This is a genomic window from Kocuria rosea (assembly GCF_023715525.1).
In the GTDB taxonomy this organism is placed as follows: Bacteria; Actinomycetota; Actinomycetes; order Actinomycetales; family Micrococcaceae; genus Kocuria; species Kocuria rosea_A.
In genome coordinates, this window is sequence record NZ_JAMBOG010000015.1 from 75,590 (window position 1) to 91,330 (window position 15,741).

18 protein-coding genes and 1 pseudogene are annotated in these 15,741 nt (G+C 69.9%); 9 read left to right on the top strand and 10 right to left on the bottom strand.

Annotated features, from left to right (window positions below; translation table 11 throughout):
* Positions 1–9: 9 nt before the first annotated feature.
* On the top strand, positions 10–681 hold the full coding sequence (locus M3185_RS11775) for a Pr6Pr family membrane protein (RefSeq protein ID WP_251333870.1): 672 nt from the start codon (positions 10–12) through the stop codon (positions 679–681).
* A 44-nt stretch (positions 682–725) separates the two neighbouring features.
* On the opposite strand, the gene M3185_RS11780 is transcribed toward M3185_RS11775, so the two are convergent.
* A complete protein-coding gene (locus M3185_RS11780) occupies positions 726–1,301 on the bottom strand; it encodes a hemerythrin domain-containing protein (RefSeq protein ID WP_251333871.1) in 576 nt (191 codons plus the stop codon).
* A 330-nt stretch (positions 1,302–1,631) separates the two neighbouring features.
* On the opposite strand from M3185_RS11780, the gene M3185_RS11785 reads away from it, so the two are divergent.
* Positions 1,632–2,351 carry a GAF and ANTAR domain-containing protein gene (locus M3185_RS11785; protein WP_251333872.1) on the top strand — a complete coding sequence of 240 codons (720 nt, stop codon included), beginning with the start codon at positions 1,632–1,634 and terminating at the stop codon, positions 2,349–2,351.
* Positions 2,352–2,669: 318 nt separating this feature from the next.
* On the opposite strand, the gene M3185_RS11790 is transcribed toward M3185_RS11785, so the two are convergent.
* Together M3185_RS11790 and M3185_RS11795 are read right to left on the bottom strand one after the other, a co-directional pair.
* Positions 2,670–3,164, bottom strand: coding sequence for an SRPBCC family protein (locus M3185_RS11790; protein ID WP_251333873.1), 495 nt, complete (start codon positions 3,162–3,164; stop codon positions 2,670–2,672).
* A 140-nt stretch (positions 3,165–3,304) separates the two neighbouring features.
* On the bottom strand, positions 3,305–3,733 hold the full coding sequence (locus tag M3185_RS11795) for a DUF1801 domain-containing protein (RefSeq protein ID WP_251333874.1): 429 nt from the start codon (positions 3,731–3,733) through the stop codon (positions 3,305–3,307).
* Positions 3,734–3,973: 240 nt separating this feature from the next.
* On the opposite strand from M3185_RS11795, the gene M3185_RS11800 reads away from it, so the two are divergent.
* The 4 genes and pseudogenes from M3185_RS11800 to M3185_RS17410 form a co-directional block, all read left to right on the top strand.
* On the top strand, positions 3,974–4,207 hold the full coding sequence (locus tag M3185_RS11800; protein ID WP_251333875.1) for a hypothetical protein: 234 nt from the start codon (positions 3,974–3,976) through the stop codon (positions 4,205–4,207).
* A gap of 282 nt (positions 4,208–4,489) precedes the next feature.
* Positions 4,490–4,975 carry a GNAT family N-acetyltransferase gene (locus tag M3185_RS11805; protein ID WP_251333876.1) on the top strand — a complete coding sequence of 162 codons (486 nt, stop codon included), beginning with the start codon at positions 4,490–4,492 and terminating at the stop codon, positions 4,973–4,975.
* 112 nt (positions 4,976–5,087) lie between these two features.
* A complete protein-coding gene (locus M3185_RS11810; protein ID WP_251333877.1) occupies positions 5,088–5,360 on the top strand; it encodes a hypothetical protein in 273 nt (90 codons plus the stop codon).
* Between the two features lie 227 nt (positions 5,361–5,587).
* Positions 5,588–5,737, top strand: a pseudogene (locus M3185_RS17410) (ParB family protein); the annotation flags it as partial.
* A 200-nt stretch (positions 5,738–5,937) separates the two neighbouring features.
* Here M3185_RS17410 and M3185_RS11815 read toward each other — a convergent pair.
* The 3 genes from M3185_RS11815 to M3185_RS11825 form a co-directional block, all read right to left on the bottom strand.
* On the bottom strand, positions 5,938–6,144 hold the full coding sequence (locus M3185_RS11815; RefSeq protein WP_251333878.1) for a cold-shock protein: 207 nt from the start codon (positions 6,142–6,144) through the stop codon (positions 5,938–5,940).
* 116 nt (positions 6,145–6,260) lie between these two features.
* Entirely contained in the window at positions 6,261–6,701 is a 441-nt protein-coding gene (locus M3185_RS11820) for a hypothetical protein (protein WP_251333879.1), read from the bottom strand.
* A 503-nt stretch (positions 6,702–7,204) separates the two neighbouring features.
* Positions 7,205–7,903: a helix-turn-helix transcriptional regulator gene (locus M3185_RS11825; protein WP_308222201.1), complete on the bottom strand. Its 699-nt coding sequence runs from the start codon at positions 7,901–7,903 to the stop codon at positions 7,205–7,207.
* A gap of 73 nt (positions 7,904–7,976) precedes the next feature.
* On the opposite strand from M3185_RS11825, the gene M3185_RS11830 reads away from it, so the two are divergent.
* A complete protein-coding gene (locus M3185_RS11830) occupies positions 7,977–8,717 on the top strand; it encodes an alpha/beta fold hydrolase (RefSeq protein ID WP_251333881.1) in 741 nt (246 codons plus the stop codon).
* Between the two features lie 129 nt (positions 8,718–8,846).
* Here M3185_RS11830 and M3185_RS11835 read toward each other — a convergent pair whose 3' ends face one another.
* Together M3185_RS11835 and M3185_RS11840 are read right to left on the bottom strand one after the other, a co-directional pair.
* A complete protein-coding gene (locus M3185_RS11835; RefSeq protein ID WP_251333882.1) occupies positions 8,847–9,416 on the bottom strand; it encodes a CGNR zinc finger domain-containing protein in 570 nt (189 codons plus the stop codon).
* A gap of 475 nt (positions 9,417–9,891) precedes the next feature.
* The gene (locus M3185_RS11840) at positions 9,892–10,590 is read right to left on the bottom strand and encodes an HNH endonuclease family protein (RefSeq protein WP_251333883.1); all 699 of its coding nucleotides are present in this window, start codon (positions 10,588–10,590) and stop codon (positions 9,892–9,894) included.
* 534 nt (positions 10,591–11,124) lie between these two features.
* Here M3185_RS11840 and M3185_RS11845 point away from each other — a divergent pair.
* A complete protein-coding gene (locus M3185_RS11845; RefSeq protein ID WP_251333884.1) occupies positions 11,125–11,598 on the top strand; it encodes a DUF1643 domain-containing protein in 474 nt (157 codons plus the stop codon).
* 243 nt (positions 11,599–11,841) lie between these two features.
* On the opposite strand, the gene M3185_RS11850 is transcribed toward M3185_RS11845, so the two are convergent.
* Entirely contained in the window at positions 11,842–12,411 is a 570-nt protein-coding gene (locus M3185_RS11850) for a dihydrofolate reductase family protein (RefSeq protein WP_251333885.1), read from the bottom strand.
* Positions 12,412–12,768: 357 nt separating this feature from the next.
* Between M3185_RS11850 and M3185_RS11855 the strand changes: the two genes are divergently transcribed.
* Positions 12,769–13,755 (top strand): IS481 family transposase, encoded by a 987-nt coding sequence (locus M3185_RS11855; RefSeq protein WP_251333886.1) that lies wholly within the window; start codon positions 12,769–12,771, stop codon positions 13,753–13,755.
* A gap of 620 nt (positions 13,756–14,375) precedes the next feature.
* On the opposite strand, the gene M3185_RS11860 is transcribed toward M3185_RS11855, so the two are convergent.
* Positions 14,376–15,239 (bottom strand): NmrA/HSCARG family protein, encoded by an 864-nt coding sequence (locus M3185_RS11860; protein ID WP_251333887.1) that lies wholly within the window; start codon positions 15,237–15,239, stop codon positions 14,376–14,378.
* Positions 15,240–15,741 lie beyond the last annotated feature (502 nt).

A 15,741-nucleotide genomic window follows, 5' to 3' on the forward strand; every position in this document is an offset into this window, starting at 1 on the left:
GAGGCAGGCATGAGACGGTTCTTCGCGGCCGCCCGCGCGCTGATGGCCGTGGGACTGCTGGTGGCCGTCGTCGGCCGGTTCCAGAGCTACCTAAGCTTCTGGACGGCCCGGGGCGACGAGAACATCGCGGCCGACGTCGCCAACTTCTTCAGCTACTTCACGATCCAGACCTCGCTGTTCCACGCGGTGGTGTTCGTGCTCGGCGCCGGGTTCCTCCTGGCGCGGCCGGGCCCCGACCCGGGGTGGCTCGGGGCCCTGCGGGCCGCGGCGACGACGTACACGGTCACCACCGGGGTGGTCTACAACGCGCTGCTGCGCCGGATCCCGCTGGATCCGGGCCTCGAGCAGCCGTGGGCCAACGAGGTGCTGCACTCGATCGTGCCGGTCTACGCGCTGCTGGACTGGCTGCTCGCGCCGGGGCGGAACCCGGTGCGGTGGCGGACGGTCGGGTGGATCGTGGCCTACCCGGTGCTGTGGGTGGGCTACACCCTGCTCCGCGCTCCGCGGGTCCTCGACGAGGGCACCGGCAACGCCTGGTGGTACCCCTATCCGTTCCTGGACCCGAACGCCTCGGCGGGCGGCTACGGCACCGTGGCGGTGTGGGTCGCGGTGCTCGCGGCGGTGATCACGGCGATGGCGTCGGGCCTCGTGGGGATCTCCCGGCGGCGGCGAGGACCGTAGGCCCAGGGCCGGGTCCTCGCCGCCGCCGTCCGGGCACTGCCGTCCTAGCCGGTCCGGCGCCCCGTGAGCTTGTCCCGGAGCCGGTCGATCATCCCGACCCCCGGGCCCACGGTCTTGTGGAACAGCTCCGAGTGCGGGGCGTGGGGGTGCGGCCGGGTCGGGGCCAGCTTCTTGGCGGCCTGCACCTTCTGGCCCATGTCCACGAGCTCGTCGGCCGGGACGGCGGCCCGCAGCTTCGGGAACTGGTCGGACTCCTCGTCGTCGATGTGGTGGCGCAGCTGGGCCTGCAGCTCCCCGACAAGACCCATGAACGTCGGGTCGGAGGCGTCCACGTCCTCGAGCCGCTTCATCACCTGGACGATCTCGTCGTGCTCCTGCTTGTCGTGCTCGACCTCCTCGGCGCCGTTGGGCACGTGCTTCTTGACCGCGGGGTAGACGTACATCTCCTCGGCGACGGCGTGACGCATCACCTCGGCGATCACGGTGTCGGCGAGCTCCCGGCGCCGGGCGGCGTCCGGGGCGGTCATGATCTCGCCCAGCAGCTCGAACATCTCCCGGTGGTCGGTGGTGAGGATGTCGACGACATCCTGGCCCGCTCCACCAGCATGGGTCTCGGTCATGGGAGGTCCCTCCTTGGGATCGTGGTGCCGTGCACGGAACGACAGGAACCCAGCAGCCGATCGCTGTCCGCCCGGCCGCCGCCACGGACGGACGGTGTGCTGGGTCACACCGACTCTAGGGCAGTCGGGGGCCCGTGAACCAGGTCCCGCCCGCTGATGGCACCACCCTGGACGACCGCCCCGCACCGCGCCCCGCACCACGGCGCCGGCCGCGACCACGGGACGGTGACGGGACGCCGGTGGAGGAGGATGATGGGTACCAGCAGGGCAGGAGGACCCGCCGGGAGGGACGCCCGGTGCGCTCCCGTGGGCCGATGAAGGGGAACGACCGTGGAGTCTGATCCGTCGGTGGTCGAGCTGACCGCCGCTCTCGCCTGCGTCCAGGAGCTGATGCGCAACGCCCTGACCGCCGCTGACGCGGTGCGCCGCCTGGCGGAGGTGGCCCGGGACCTGATCCCGCTGGCGACCGGGGCCGGGGTCACCCTGATCGACGAGCACGGGGAGGCCACCTCCACGGCCGTCACCGACCCGGAGGTGGAGGTGCTCGACGCCATCCAGTACGAGCTCGGGGAAGGCCCGTGCCTGACCGCGTGGGACACCGTCGCTGTCCAGCACGTGGAGGACACCACCACCGAGACCCGGTGGCCCGACTGGTCGCGGGCCGTGGCCGCCGTCGGGGTGCGGTCGGTGCTCAGCGTCCCCCTGGTCCACCGGGGACAGGAGATCGGGGCGGTGAAGGTCTACGCCACCGAGCCTTATGCCTTCACCGAGCACGAGGAGCACCTGCTGGGGCTGCTCGCCGAGGCCGCGGGGACCCTGCTGGGCAACGCCCGCACGGCGCGGGCCGCCCACGGGCTCAGCGACTCCCTGCAGGCGGCCGTGATCGACCTGCAGGAGATCGAGACGGCCGTGGGCATCCTGATGGAACGCCACCAGGTCGACGCCGGCGCCGCCCGGTCGCGGCTGCTGGTCGCCGCCCGGCAGCAGCAGCTTCCCCTGCTGGACATCGCCGCGCGCCTCGTGCACCACGCCGACGACCCGAGGCTCTAGGGATCGACCTCCGGCCGGCGGAACGGCCCAGACGGCTGGAGGCGGATCGGCCCCCCAGCCGATTCCGCCTCCAGCACTGTCCCCCGTGAACGGCTGCTGGTCGTGTCCGGCGGCAGGACGTCGTTGTCCTGGGGCCGGAGCTCAGCCCGGGTGAGGAAACGGTCCGCGCCGGCCCCCCGACCGGCTCCTCGCGTTCCCTCCCCACCACCATGCGCGGTGGCCCGCCGTGATGCCAAACCCTGCGGCAATGTTGCGCACCTCACCGGAAACAATCGTGTGCCCCTGTGAAACGGCGTGCTGGGCACCGGCACCCGTGGATCACGGCGACGAGGCGGCCTCGGCCTCGACCACGCGCTTGAGCCGCTGCAGGCTCTCGCGGAGGCCCTCGCGCATGGTGGTCATCCGGTCCGGGTCCCGGCCCAGCGTGCCGATGACGAACCAGCCGATGCGCCCGACCGGCCGGGCCACCTCGTAGGACTCCGTGACGCGGGTGCCGGTGCCCTCGGGCTCGAAGCGGTAGCGCCACACGATCGTGCCGGCGAACGGTTCGGTGCGGGCGAAGGCGAACTCCCGGCCGGGCTCGGCGGCCATGACGATCGGCTTGTTGTGCCAGGAGAACCGGGAGTCCTCCGGCACCCGGTTGCGGGCCCGGAACCGGGCGCCGACACGGGGTCCTCCGTCGTCGAGCCAGACGACCTGGTCGACCTCGGGACTGTACTCGGGGGTGCGGGTGACGTCGGCGACGAGGTCGTAGACCGCCTGCGGCGGCGCCTCGACGTGGACGGACTCCTCGGCGCGGCCCAGTGTCTGCATGGTGCTCCCTCCGCGGTGCGGGCCCGGGCGTGCTCGGTGCACGACGGGCCGGGTGCTTCCACGGTAGGACTTCCGCCCGCGCGGGACGCCGGGTGAGGCCGGATCGTTGCTCCGTGCGGCTGTTCGTCGGGGTGGGCCGGTCAGTCCGAGGCGCGGCCGCGGGCGCGGGACGGCCACCTCGCGCCGACGAGGGCGCGGTAGGACCGGCCGACGATCTCCTCGAGGACGCCGAGGTCGATCGCGTTCAGGTCCTTGACGTAGACGCAGCCGACGCCGGTGGTGTGCGGGCCCAGCCGCTCCAGGTCCTCGCGGTAGGTCTCGACGCCGTCGAGCAGGTAGACCGTGGTGGCGGCCCTGCGGGCGGCGAAGCTCGCCGCGGGGGCGTCGCCCTCGTGGCCGCTGGCGTACCTGTAGTGGTACTGGCCAAAGCCGACCACCGTGCCCCACATCTGCGCCGGCTGCCCGGTGGCGCGCGCGAAGAGCGGAAGGAGGCGTTCGGCGTCGGCCCGCCGCTTTCCCGGCGTGACGCCGGCGAGGTGCTCCTCGACCGGCTGTCCTGTCTTCTCCACGGGTGGGCTCCTCGGGGTCGTTGAGGCCATGATCGTCCTAGGAACCAGGATCGCCGGTCCGTCCGACACGGCAGGAGCCACCCGGCCGCGGCCCCGGGACCGGCCGTCCCGGCGCCGGGGGAGCCGCGCGCTGTCCGCGCAAGAGGGGACGCTCTTCTGGCCGCATTCGACCGGGCAACCCGCCCGTGACGTGGGACGATGTCGCTCTCACCCCCTGTTTCCCCACGTCAGGAGCACCCTGTGGAATACATTCCCGAAGCCCGCCCCCTGCACATCCTGGCCGTCCTGCTCGGCATGGTGCTGGGCATCAAGGCGCCGCCCTCGTCCCGGCGGTCGACCGCCGGATGGGCGGTGGCTGCCGTCTCCGCCCTCAGCTTCGCGGCCCTGGTCGCCCGGGACCGGGACCGCGGTGCCCAGTGGTGGGCGGGGTACACCGCGTATGCCTGCCGGGGCGGTTCGTGCGAGTGCTGCTGACGCCGGGGGAACCACCCCGGTCGGGGCCGGGTCCTCGGACGTCGACCACGTGCTGATCGGCCCCGCGGAAGTGTCCAGCCTCCACACGGGGAACCCCTCGGGCGGCGCGGTCGAGGACACCCTGTCGTGGTGCGCTGGGCCCGGATATGGTGGACAGGTGATGTGTTCCGCCGCCGTGCGCACCCGCTCCTGAGCCCGCCGAGGCCCTCCCGCCTCGGACACGGATCCTCCCCGCGGCCTGCCTACAGGTCGCGGGCTTCCGCACGTCACAGGAGATGGACCATGTTCCTCCGCACCTTCCGCACCGGCGACCTCGAGGCCCTGATCGACCTCACCGTCCGCGCCTTCGAGCCCATCCAGAACGGCATCCGGCAGCAGCTGGGTGACGAACTGTTCGCCCGCCAGAACGGGCAGTGGCGACAGGACTACCGCGACACCCTGGTGGAGCTCACCGGCCCGGGAAACCAGCACCGCTTCCTCGTCGCCGACCTCGACGGCACCCCCGCCGGCTACGCCGCGTGGAGCACTCACCCCGGCCCAGCCGGACCGCAGGGGGAGATCACGCTGCTCGCCGTCGACCCCGGGCATCAACGGACCGGCCTCGGCCGGGCTCTGATCGACGAGGCCTGTGCGGCAATACGTGCGGCGGGCTGCGTCGTGGCCTGGGCGAGCACCGGCGGCGACGAGGCGCACACCTCCGCTCGGGCCGCCTACGCCACGGCAGGGTTCACCCCGCTGCCCACCGTGTTCTACAGCCGCGTGCTTTAGTGAACGTGCCGTGACCGCCCGAGCGGCCGCTGCGGGCCACGCGGGCGGTCATGACACGCCGATCCGGGGTTCGCAGTTGCGCACACCCCCGCCGGGCGCTCACAGTTCGTGCATGACGACGTGGAAGCAGGCCGGGTTCGGAGCCGCCGTGGTGGTCGCCGCCCTCGCCCACCTCGTGGCCGGGTACTTCTACCTGGTCAGCGGCCTCGTGGCGCCGCTCTGGGCCGTGGTGCTGCTGCTCGTGTGGTGGGTGGTCCTCGCCGCTGCCGGCGTGCGGCTGGTGCGGACCAGGTCCTACCTGGTGCTGCTCGTGCCCGTCGTGGCCGCCGCGACATGGTTCGGCCTCCTGTGGTTCGGCGAGCAGGTCCTGGGATGGACCGCCTGACGGCGCGGGCCGGGAGGACCGTCCCGCGCTCGCCGTCCCGCTTCCACGAGGGCCGGTGACGCCTCGCGCTCGGCCGCAGCCTTCTGGTCGGCCCGGCGCGCCCCGGTCGCCCACCACCGGCCGATCCCGTCCCGGCCGACCCGGCACTCCAGGCACCAGTTGCCCCGGCAGCACAGGACCGGCCGGCCGCTGCCGCGCCGGAGAAGAAGAGCGAGTACCCGCCGAAGGTGTCCTTCTACCAGGACCCGGCCGACACCGCCCGGGTACGCGGGGCCCTCCTGCACACCCAGGTGGCCGAGGGCACCCGGTCGCTGTCGGACTTCATCAACACCGCCGGGATGGCTGAGGTCCAGCGCCTGGAAGCCAAGTACAACGGAGGCCGGCCCTTCCCCGCAGTCGGTGCCCGGGGCCTGTCCCAAGGCCGCCCCCTGGGCCGCTGGCGCCCAGGGGTGGGTCACCAGGACATCGCCACCCAGCCTTCAGGGCTGGGTGGCGATCCCCTTCAACGGTGGCGCAGCATCAGGGCCGGGCCCCCGCGGATCCTCGTGGCGGATCTTGAAGTCTTGTCAGGGTCGGGTCAGGAGATGACGGTGATGTTCGCCGCCTGCAGGCCCTTCGGGCCCTGCTGGACGTCGAACTGCACCCGCTGGTTCTCCTCCAGGGAGCGGAAGCCTCCGGAGTTGATCGCCGAGAAGTGCGCGAACACATCGGCGGAGCCGTCGTCGGGGGAGATGAAGCCGAAGCCCTTTTCGGCGTTGAACCACTTGACCACACCAGTAGTCATCTTCAGTACCTACTTCTTCTGTTGCGAACCACCGGGCCACCCCGAGGGTCGGGGGGCTCGTGCACATCGTGTCCGTGCATCGTCAGCCTGACAGAAAGCGCTGTCACCGAACAGGATCAAAAGCAGTGAGTCGCATGCGAGGGCATCGTCGAGACAGAGGCGACGATCGTAGGGGCGGTGCTGTCGCCGTGGTCGCCGCCGAGGACGCCCTCCGGGCAGGGGCTTAGGGCGGGCAGTGCGGCCGTGAGGTGTGGGGCGATGGCGGTGAGGCGAGCCAGGTAACCGTGGGCCCGGAGCTCGCCCAAGGCAGCTACGATCCGGGACTTCGGCGTGCTGGCGCGCGCGGCCAGAGCGGCCAGAGCCAGCGTGTCCGCGGGGCCGGTCACGGCGCGCATGACCCGGCGGGCCTCGGCACTGAGGCCGGGATCAGCACCGGCGTCGGCGGCCAGGGCGTTCAGGGCCGGGCGCAGCGCGGTGAACGCGGCCGCACGGGCGGCCGGGTCCGAGGTGAAGGCGGCGGCGGCGTCGTCGGTGCCGGGCCGGTGGGCAGGGTGCACGCGCGTCCCCTTTCGTCTCGGCTGCCGTGCCGGCACGGCAGGTGAGGGAGGAGTCTCGGGCCGGTGCGCCCGTGAGGTCAGAACGTCCTGTGGTCAGGAAGTACGGGGGCCGCCGTCCTGGTGGTGGAAGGGTCGTCCCCCAACGACTGACCACACGGTCACCCGCCTCCCGGCCACCAGGACGGCGGCGCCGTGATCGATGTCCGGCCCCTCCCAGCCCCCCGACTGGTCGGCCCTGACACGATCCACGTCGAGCGGTCCAGCCCCCCGACCGGCCGCCCCGCGTGATGTGTCAACCGTAGCCCGCTGAGGAAGAAAGATCACTGTGCATGCTGTCCCCAGTTGCGTCCCTCCACCGGCGTGCTGCACCGGGGATACCATCCCGCCCTGCCCGGGGCGTCGGGGACCGGTCGGGGTCGCCTCCTGCTCTTCACCGGGGTGGGCCACCTGGTGCGGTGAACCGGTGCGCTGGTCGTCCTGGCCGGAGAGGGTGATGGGGTGACTCACTCGCCCCGACCGTGCACCGGTCTGGCGTTCGCTGGGGGTTGGCCGACCTCGTGGATGGTATGGCCGGCGCACGCCGTCTTGGTGACGCTGGCCCGCTCGATGCGCGAGACGGTGAACCATCGCATGGCGTTGCGCAGTCGGCACCACCCCACGAGGTACCACTGGCCGTTGGTGGAGGCGAACAGCACGGGTTCGACGTCGCGGGTGGTCGTGGTTCCCTCTGTCGATGTGTAGCGGATACGGACTACTCGCTGTTCGGCCATCGCCTCCTCCAGTGCCGACCTGACCGTGCGCGACGGGGAGACAAGCGCGTTCACCCAGACGCGACCCGCCAGCTCGTCAGCTCGTGCTCGGGTTCGGGGATCGAGGACGTCCAGGATCTTGTGGACCCCGGCTGCTGCCAGATCGGCGTAGGGCGCATCGGGGGCAGCGGACACCGCCGCCATGAGCGCCACGGCCTGCGCGGGGGACAGGCTGACCGGCGGCAGGGACGCACCGACCGCCAATCCGTAGCCACCGCCCGGACCGGGGCGCGACCAGACGGGCGCACCGCTGTTCTCCAGGGCAGCGAGGTCTCGCTTGACCGTGCGCACGGACACGCCGAACTCCCTCGCCAGCCGCTCGGCGGAGCACCCCCGCGATCCGTTACGGCGCAGCATCTCCGACAGGGCATGGAGTCGTTCTGCTCGCTTCACTGTCCAGCCCGCCGCAAATTCATGACACAAATAGTGACATACACCTGCCCGTAGCCCCGAGGACGCTGGTGTCATGACAACGACGACGAGCACTCCAACCATCCTTCTCATCCCCGGCCACTGGCTGGGCGCCTGGGCGTGGGACGAAGTCCTCGAACACCTGGAAACCGACCACGCTCGTCCAGTCGCGATGACGCTGCCCGGTCTCGACGGGGACGATCCTGAGCGTGCGGAGAGGACTCTCGAGGATCAAGTCGCAGCGGTCCTGGACGTCTTTACTGAACTCGGGGTCTGCGAGGATCAGCCGGTGACACTCGTCGCGCACAGCGGGGCGAACGCCCCCGTCAGTCTCGTCCTTGACCGGCACCCTGAGCTGGTTCATCGAGTGATGTGGGTCGACTCCGGCCCGGTGGCGCCGGGAAGCGCCTTCGCCCCAGACCTCCCGGAGGCGGTGGGCGAGCTTCCGCTGCCGTCCTTCGATGTCCTCGCGCAGCAGGCGAGCCTCGAGGGCCTGAGTGCCGAGGTCCTTGAGCGTTTCCGGGCCCGGGCCGTTCCTGAGCCCGGTCCCGTGGTTCGCCAGCCCGTGAAGCTCACCAACGACGCCCGCCACCAGGTCCCCACCACCCTGGTGTGCTGCTCGATCCCCAGCGCGCAGGTGCTGGAGCTAGCCCAAGGTGGCCATCCCATGTTCGCCGACGTCGCGAACCTCGCACACCTCGACGTCATCGACCTTCCCACGGGGCATTGGCCCATGTGGAGCCGTCCCCGCGACCTCGCCCAGGCCATTCAGTCGGAGGCTTCTCGAACCCACTGAACTGCACGTACCACCGGAAGGGGTCAGCCGAGTCCGACGTGGCCCCCGAGGTCTCGGACCCCAAGGTTGTAAGGCATCTCGGGGAGAACCTTCCGGCTGTCCAGATCAGCTGCCCCAGGATCCTCGTCCTCACCCGGGGGTAAGCGTGTTCTGCCCCACCGGAGGAGGTGGTTGGCGGTGCCGGCTCATGCGGGCGCGGGTGGCGCACCTCGGTGAGCAGTAACGCCTACGCCGCGCCGGGGAGCGGTCCAGGAACACGGTTCGGCAGACCGCATCGGGGCAGACGCCGATGCGGTCCAGGACGCCAGCAGTCACGGCCTGGTGCAGCAGCGGGGTCACGGCCGTCGCCAGCTCGGCCACGGGCGACCCTCTGCCGGTGACGAGGTGGGACTGCTGGTAATGGCCGGGGAAGTGGTTGACCGTCCCGTGGGCGCCGGCCAGCTCCTCGAGGCACTTCGCCGCCCGTGTGGGGGAGTCCGCCAGCACGACAGCGGTGAGGGCCTCGCGCAAGCGGCGGGCCTCGGCAATGTCCGCCGCGGCGTCATCGGCCGGTGGCGGGTTGCCCATGAGGCTGTGGGTCGCGAGCTCGGCGACCAGCGGGCCGAGATCCGACCAGCGGTTCAGCCCATCCGGGCGACGCCCCACCGGGCGGGTGTTCACCAGCACCAGCACGGCCTCGGTGGCCTGCAAGGGGTCCATGACGCGAGCCTAGGTGGGGGAGAGGCTGGCTTCGGGGACGCCTGCACCCACCCCTCGCGTGTGCCTCCCCGCGACCGGGGAGTCGAGGCGGGAATGGTCGCCAGGATCATCGGTGACCGGGACACCTCACGGGGCTACTGCCGCAAGGACGTCCTCCTGGAAGACCCGCAGCACCCCGACCCGCTGCCAGGGCCCGGCAGCGGTGGGGGAGGACCTGGACGGGCTGCTCACCGCCTACCCGGATGGACGCCGACGGGCAGATCCTCGAGGAGCACCGCTACGACGACCCGGCCACGATCATCGGGCAGCTCGAGCTCTCCTAAGTCAGGCAAGGTTGCGTGCCGGCGACCACCGGAGGGTGATGGTCCGGGGGAGAGCCGGTGCTCAGAGGTGGTCGATGCGGAGAGGACGGGACCCCCGCTCCCGCGCGGGGGGCGGGGGTCCTGGAGTAGCTGCCGTTGGCGGACTACCGCGATCAGGCCTTGGTGACGGACAGGATGGTGTTGGCGCAGGCGTTGGCGAGCTTGGTCAGCGCCGCCTTCTCGGTTTTGTCCACGCTCAGGCCCCAGCGGATCTTCACCGCCACCCACTGGGTGACGTAGGTGCAGCGGTTCTTCGGGGGCAGCCACTGCTCCGGGCCCCGGGCGCCCTTGGAGGAGTTCAGCTTCGAGGTCTGGGCGTTGAGGGTCCGGGAGTCGCCCAGGTCGTTGTAGAAAGCCACCCGGCGGGCCTGGGACCACTTCTTCGCCCCCGACCCCCAGGCCTCATGCACCGGCACGGTGTGGTCGATCTGCACCGCCGAAGCGGCGGTGTGGGTGCGGTTGTCCCAGGAGGTGACCCACTTGCCGCTCTTCACGGTGCAGCGCTTGGCGGTGGTGTAGGACACGGCGGCCTTGCGTTCGTTGTAGAGCACTTCGGCGCGGGTGTTCTGGCAGTCCCCGTTGGCGTCCTTCCAGTCCCCGAAGTAGCGGTCGCGGTCGTAGCCGGTGTTGGACTCGGTGGCCACCGGCAGGGACTTCACCGCGGTGCGCAAGGGCGCCTTGTAGGTGGTGGCGGCCTCGGCCGGCACCACCAGGCCGGTGAGCAGCAGCCCGGCCACCGCGCCGGAGGCGGCCACGGCGGTGCCGTAGGAGGTGACCCGGGAACGGGTGCGGGAGAAGACACTGGCCAGCATGGAAGAACCCCTAGAGAGAGACCGTGGAACGAGGCGCCGGATCAGGCGCCCCTCATGGTCACACCCCGGCGGGTTTGCCAACAAAAATGCATGAAAGTTACGGAACGGCCTGGGACGACGCTCAGCGGGACGCTCCCTCGCGTCCGCTTCGAGTCCCCTGTGCAATGGAGTGCCGACCCAGAAAGATGCTCAAGCCCAGTGCCCGGTGCGGTCTGCGGTGCGGGCCAGGGTCACGACCAGGAGGCTGGGTACGAACGGGGCCTGTGCGGCCCCGGCCATGGGCTAGCCGGCGGCCGCGGCGTACCCGTGGATCTGCAGTGCGGTGGTGTCTCCGGCGCGCAGATCTAGGGGTATCCGGGTGGTCATGCCCTGGGGCTTGAGGCCGTGTGCTGCCGTTGGTCGTGCCGGGGCGGCCGTACAGTGTCATGGGTTCGCGGCACCCGGGAGAGCGGTCGTGGAGGCTGCGAGGAGCAGTAAAGGGCGACCCGTCCCTGTGGGTGGGTTGAGACGTGAGAGTGAGCTGGACGATGAGCGATGAGTGACGTCAAGAGCAGTGCTGTGCTGTCCCCGGACGGGGTGTACCGCTACCGGCTGGATCGGGTGTGGGGTGCGGGGCCGAGGGTGCTGTTCGTGATGCTCAATCCCTCCACCGCAGACGCCACCCAGGACGACCCGACACTGCGCCGGTGCCTCGGGTTCGCCCGCGACTGGGGATACGGCAGCCTCACGGTGGCGAACCTCTACGCCTACCGCGCCACCGAGCCCGCGGACCTCAAGCGGGCCCTCGACCCGGTGGGTCCGGAGTGCGACTACTACCTGGAGCAGTGCGCCGGGGAGGCCTCGCTGGTCGTCGCAGCCTGGGGGATGCACGCCCACCCCGACCGGGTGGAGCAGGTGCGGCGCCTCCTCGGGCCTGAGGTGATGGCGCTGGCCTGGACCAAGGCCGGCCAGCCCCGGCACCCGTTGTACATCAAAGGCGACACGGTGCCGCAGCCCTGGGCGCCCTAACAGCTTCCGCCCGTATCGGAGATACAGGCTGCGGGGCGGTCATACGCCGCACCGGATGAACGGGTACACCATGGGGGTCTAATGCCACGTCAGGCAATGCTTGCCCTGTCCGCTACCGGCACCTCGGGGTGATGTCCATCATCGAGATGACCGCGGATTGGGGGCACTACCAGCGCGGGACAGCGCGACCCGGAGCCGTCGTTCCCTCGCGAGGGAGCGGCCAACGTGCCAGGACACATCACGTCAAGCCGTCACCGGCGTGGGCCGGTATCGCTGGGCGACCGCCCCCGACCGGAACTCATGGCGGTCCACGAGCTCGAGCTGGATCCGCTCACGCAGACCGGCGAGCAACGTCGGCCCGTGTCCGGCAAGGACCGGCTGCACAAGGAACTCGTACTCGTCGATCAGTCCCAGATCTGCCAACGCCAGCGGGAGCGTCACGCCACCCACCCACAGGCCCTCGCCCGGCTCCTGCTTGAGCCGCTGAACCGCTTGCCCTAAGTCGCCTCGTACCAGCTCGGCATTCCAATCGACCGCGCTCAGCGTGGTCGACACGACGTACTTCTTCGCCCGGTCGATGGTCTCGGCGAATGGGATCTCATACTCATCCATCCAGTCAGGCCATGTGCCCGTGGTCGGTCTTCGCCACGCCGACTCCATCATCTCGTAGGTCACCCGCCCGAAGAGCAGGGCATCGGCTCGCTGCATCTCCGTAGTCCAGTAGCGCATCGACTCCTCGTCCGGGGGCAGCCCTGCCTCGTGATGGCAGCAGCCGTCGAGCGTGACGTTGATCGAGTACCGAAGTGGTCTCATCTCGTTGTTCTCCCTTGATGGGCGCCCCGCGTTCACCGGGCCGCACCCGGACGACAATCGGCGCCATCTCTCATCGCCCCCACCTTAACGCCGCCATGACGAGCACCACAGAGCGAGGGCGCGACCGATTCGGTGCTCGGTCTGCGGTGAGGGTCGCAACGGGGCGGCCCCCATCACGCTCGACGTCGATGCACAGTGCCACGTCACTTACCGTCGGCTCAGGGTCGGCGACGAACGTCGCAAACGTTGCCTGACACGGCACTAGTTGTACTGACCCACCAGGTTGTTGATGACAGGAGAGACCTCCGGGTCGAGTGTGGAGTTGTCTAGATTCCGGCCCGACCACGGAGGTCTCCCATGTCCCACGCTAACGCCCGGCTCACCCCGGCGGGACGGCGCATCCTGATCGATCGCATCACGACCGGGCGCCCGGTGGCGCACGTAGCCGCCGAGATGGGGATCTCGGCCACCACGGCCTGGCGGTGGTGGCGCCGATGGCAGCAGGAGGGCCCGGCCGGGCTGCTCGACCGGTCCTCCCGCCCGCGCACGTGCCCACACCGCACCCACCCGTGTGTCGAGACGAGGATCCGCATCACCCGCTTCCTCACCCACCGTGGCCCGCTGGTCATCGCCCGGCTCACCGGGGTGCCGGCGGCCACGGTGGGCCGGGTCCTGGCCCGCTACGCCACCGCGCCGCTGTCGGCGGTGGATCCGCTCACCGGCACGGTGATCCGCACCAGCCGGGCCACGTCCCGGCGTTATGAGCACCCTCACCCGGGATCGTTGGTGCATCTGGATGTGAAGAAGCTCGGCCGGATCCCCGACGGCGGTGGCTGGCGATCCGATCCGGCCCAGAGCCGCCCCCTGCACCGCACCAGCCACGACAGGCTCGGCTACGACTTCGTGCACACCGCCATCGACGACCACTCCCGCCTGGCCTACGCCGAGATCCATGCCGACGAGAAGGGCGCGACCTGCGCGGGATTCCTCACCCGGGCCGCGGCTTACTTCGCCGACCACGGCATTCCCAGAATCGAGCGGGTGCTCACCGACAACGCGTTCGGTTACCGCAAGTCCACGGCATTCCGCACCGCGGTGGCGGCCTTGGGCGCGCGACAAAAGTTCATCAAACCGCACTGCCCGTGGACCAACGGCAAGGCCGAACGCCTCAACCGCACCTTGACTACCGAATGGGCCTACGCCCGCCCCTACACCAGCAACGACGAACGCTCCCGGGCCTTGCCGCAATGGCTGAAGTACTACAACCTGGACAGACCCCACACCGGCATCGGCGGCCTGTACCCGATCCAGCGCATCACCAACGCTGCGAGTCAGGACAACTAGTCGCAGACTGTCACCACGAGTCCAGCCAGATGCGCCGGTCGAAGCCGCCGCGTTCTGCCCGCTTCTGCTCGGCGCGGGCCACGACGTCGTCCATGCTCACGCCCAGGACGCTGGCGATGGCGCCCAGCACCTCGTAGACGTCGGCGGCTTCCTCCAGCCGCTCGTGCGGTTCCGCAGCGCGCAGCTCCTCGGCTTCTTCGAGCAGTTTCGCGGTGAGCGCGCCGAGGATCTCCTCTTCGGGCAGCTGCCAGGTGATCGGGTCACCCCCGTTCTTACGGATGATTTCGGGGATGAGGTCGCGATACCAGACTCAATGTCTGGTCGCAATCTGTCGTTGCAGTACTCTCTGGATGACCAGGATGCCGATTAGGAACCGGGGCCTGGGCGGCACCGTCGATGCACTAACCAGCGGCTGCGGCGTACGTATGGATTTGCAACACGGTGACCTCCCCTGCGCCCAGCCCCAGTGACGTCCGGGCGTTCATGTCCTGAGCCTTGCGATGGTGTGCTGCGGTGGATCGTGTCAGGGCGACCGTTCAGGGCTGTGAGGAGCAGAGGAGTACGAGGGAAAACTTCCGTTCGCTGTGTCTCCGCGTCGCCAGTCGGAGGTGGATGGTGGCTCAGGCCCGGAGCTTGTGCCTGAAGGCGTTTGCAGCCCAGTCGCGAAAGCTGGTCCACGGCAGGTGGGGAGGATTGGCATGCAACCGCGGAAGGTTCACTTGGTAGCCGGTGTGCTGCAGGAATTTCCACATGGCTTTCATGTCGCTGCTCCCGATGGAGCCCAAGGCCACTTCGTCGTGGCGCACCGGTCGCCCCAGTGCCCTGGTGAGGGTCTCGGCCATCTGTGCTGGGGTGAGGCTGTCACCGGCCAGCTCGATGCGTTGCCCGGCGAACGGGACAGGGTCGAGCAGGACGGCGGCGGCGTAGCGGCCCAAATCGGCGCGCGCCAACTGTTGTAGTTGCTGGTCCGGGGGCAGCGGCAATTGCAGCACTCCATCGCGGATGTGCTGTTCGCCGCCCAGGGCGTTGTCGAAGAAGTACGTGGGCGCAAGGATCGTGTACGGCATGTCAGAACCGGTCAGCTCGGACTCGATGACGGCCTTGCTCTCGAAGTGTGGCACACCGCTGTCCCCGTGGGCGCCGGCGACGGAACTGAACACCAAGTGCGGCACCTGCGCCTTGTCGGCAGCGGTAAGAATTGCACGGCCCTGAATCATTTCTGCATCTGTCCCGGCCTCAAACGGCGTGGTCAGGGCGAAGACGGAGCGCGTGCCCTGCATGGCGGTGGCGAGCGATGCGGTGTCATCCAGGAAGCCTGCTACGACCTCGATCCCTTCGCGCTCCAGCCGGGTGGCCGAGGAAGAGTGGGGATCACGCACAAGAGCACGTACCGGTGCTCCTTTGGCCTGCAGGGCACGCACGACGGCGCCGCCCTGCCCGCCGGTGGCACCTAGCACCAGTACCGGTTGTTGATCGGTCGTCATGAACTTTCCTCGATGGCGATGGCGATGGCGATGGACGTATGGAACAGAGGAGTTCTGATTCTCCAATTCCTGCGTCCTGGATGAATGGCGATGATGGTGACCCCCGCTGAGCGCGGGTCCGGATAATCCGCGGGGCGACCGTCGGCGCGCTCTGGGGCGAAGCTGTGTGACTGGCGCCCGCCGGAACGGCTCAGGGGTCCTTGCCCGGGAGGAGTGGGCGTCGGGAATTGCGGGATGTCCCGAGGATGCCTGCTCGTCGAGACACCCCGCTCCGTCCTGCCCACTCCACCTAGGCATCACGGCCATCATGGGATGGCCGTGATTTGGTTGCGCCCCGGTTTCTTCCCGGGGCCGTGACCCGGTGGGTCAGTACATCTAGTGCCGTGGCTGGGAACGTTTGCCGTGTAGGCGCAGACTGGGGTTGTCTTGTCTTCCCCGGAGGCTGCGATGTCCGAGCGTGTGCGTGTCCGAGAGATCTCCGATGAGGAGGGCAACCGGCTGC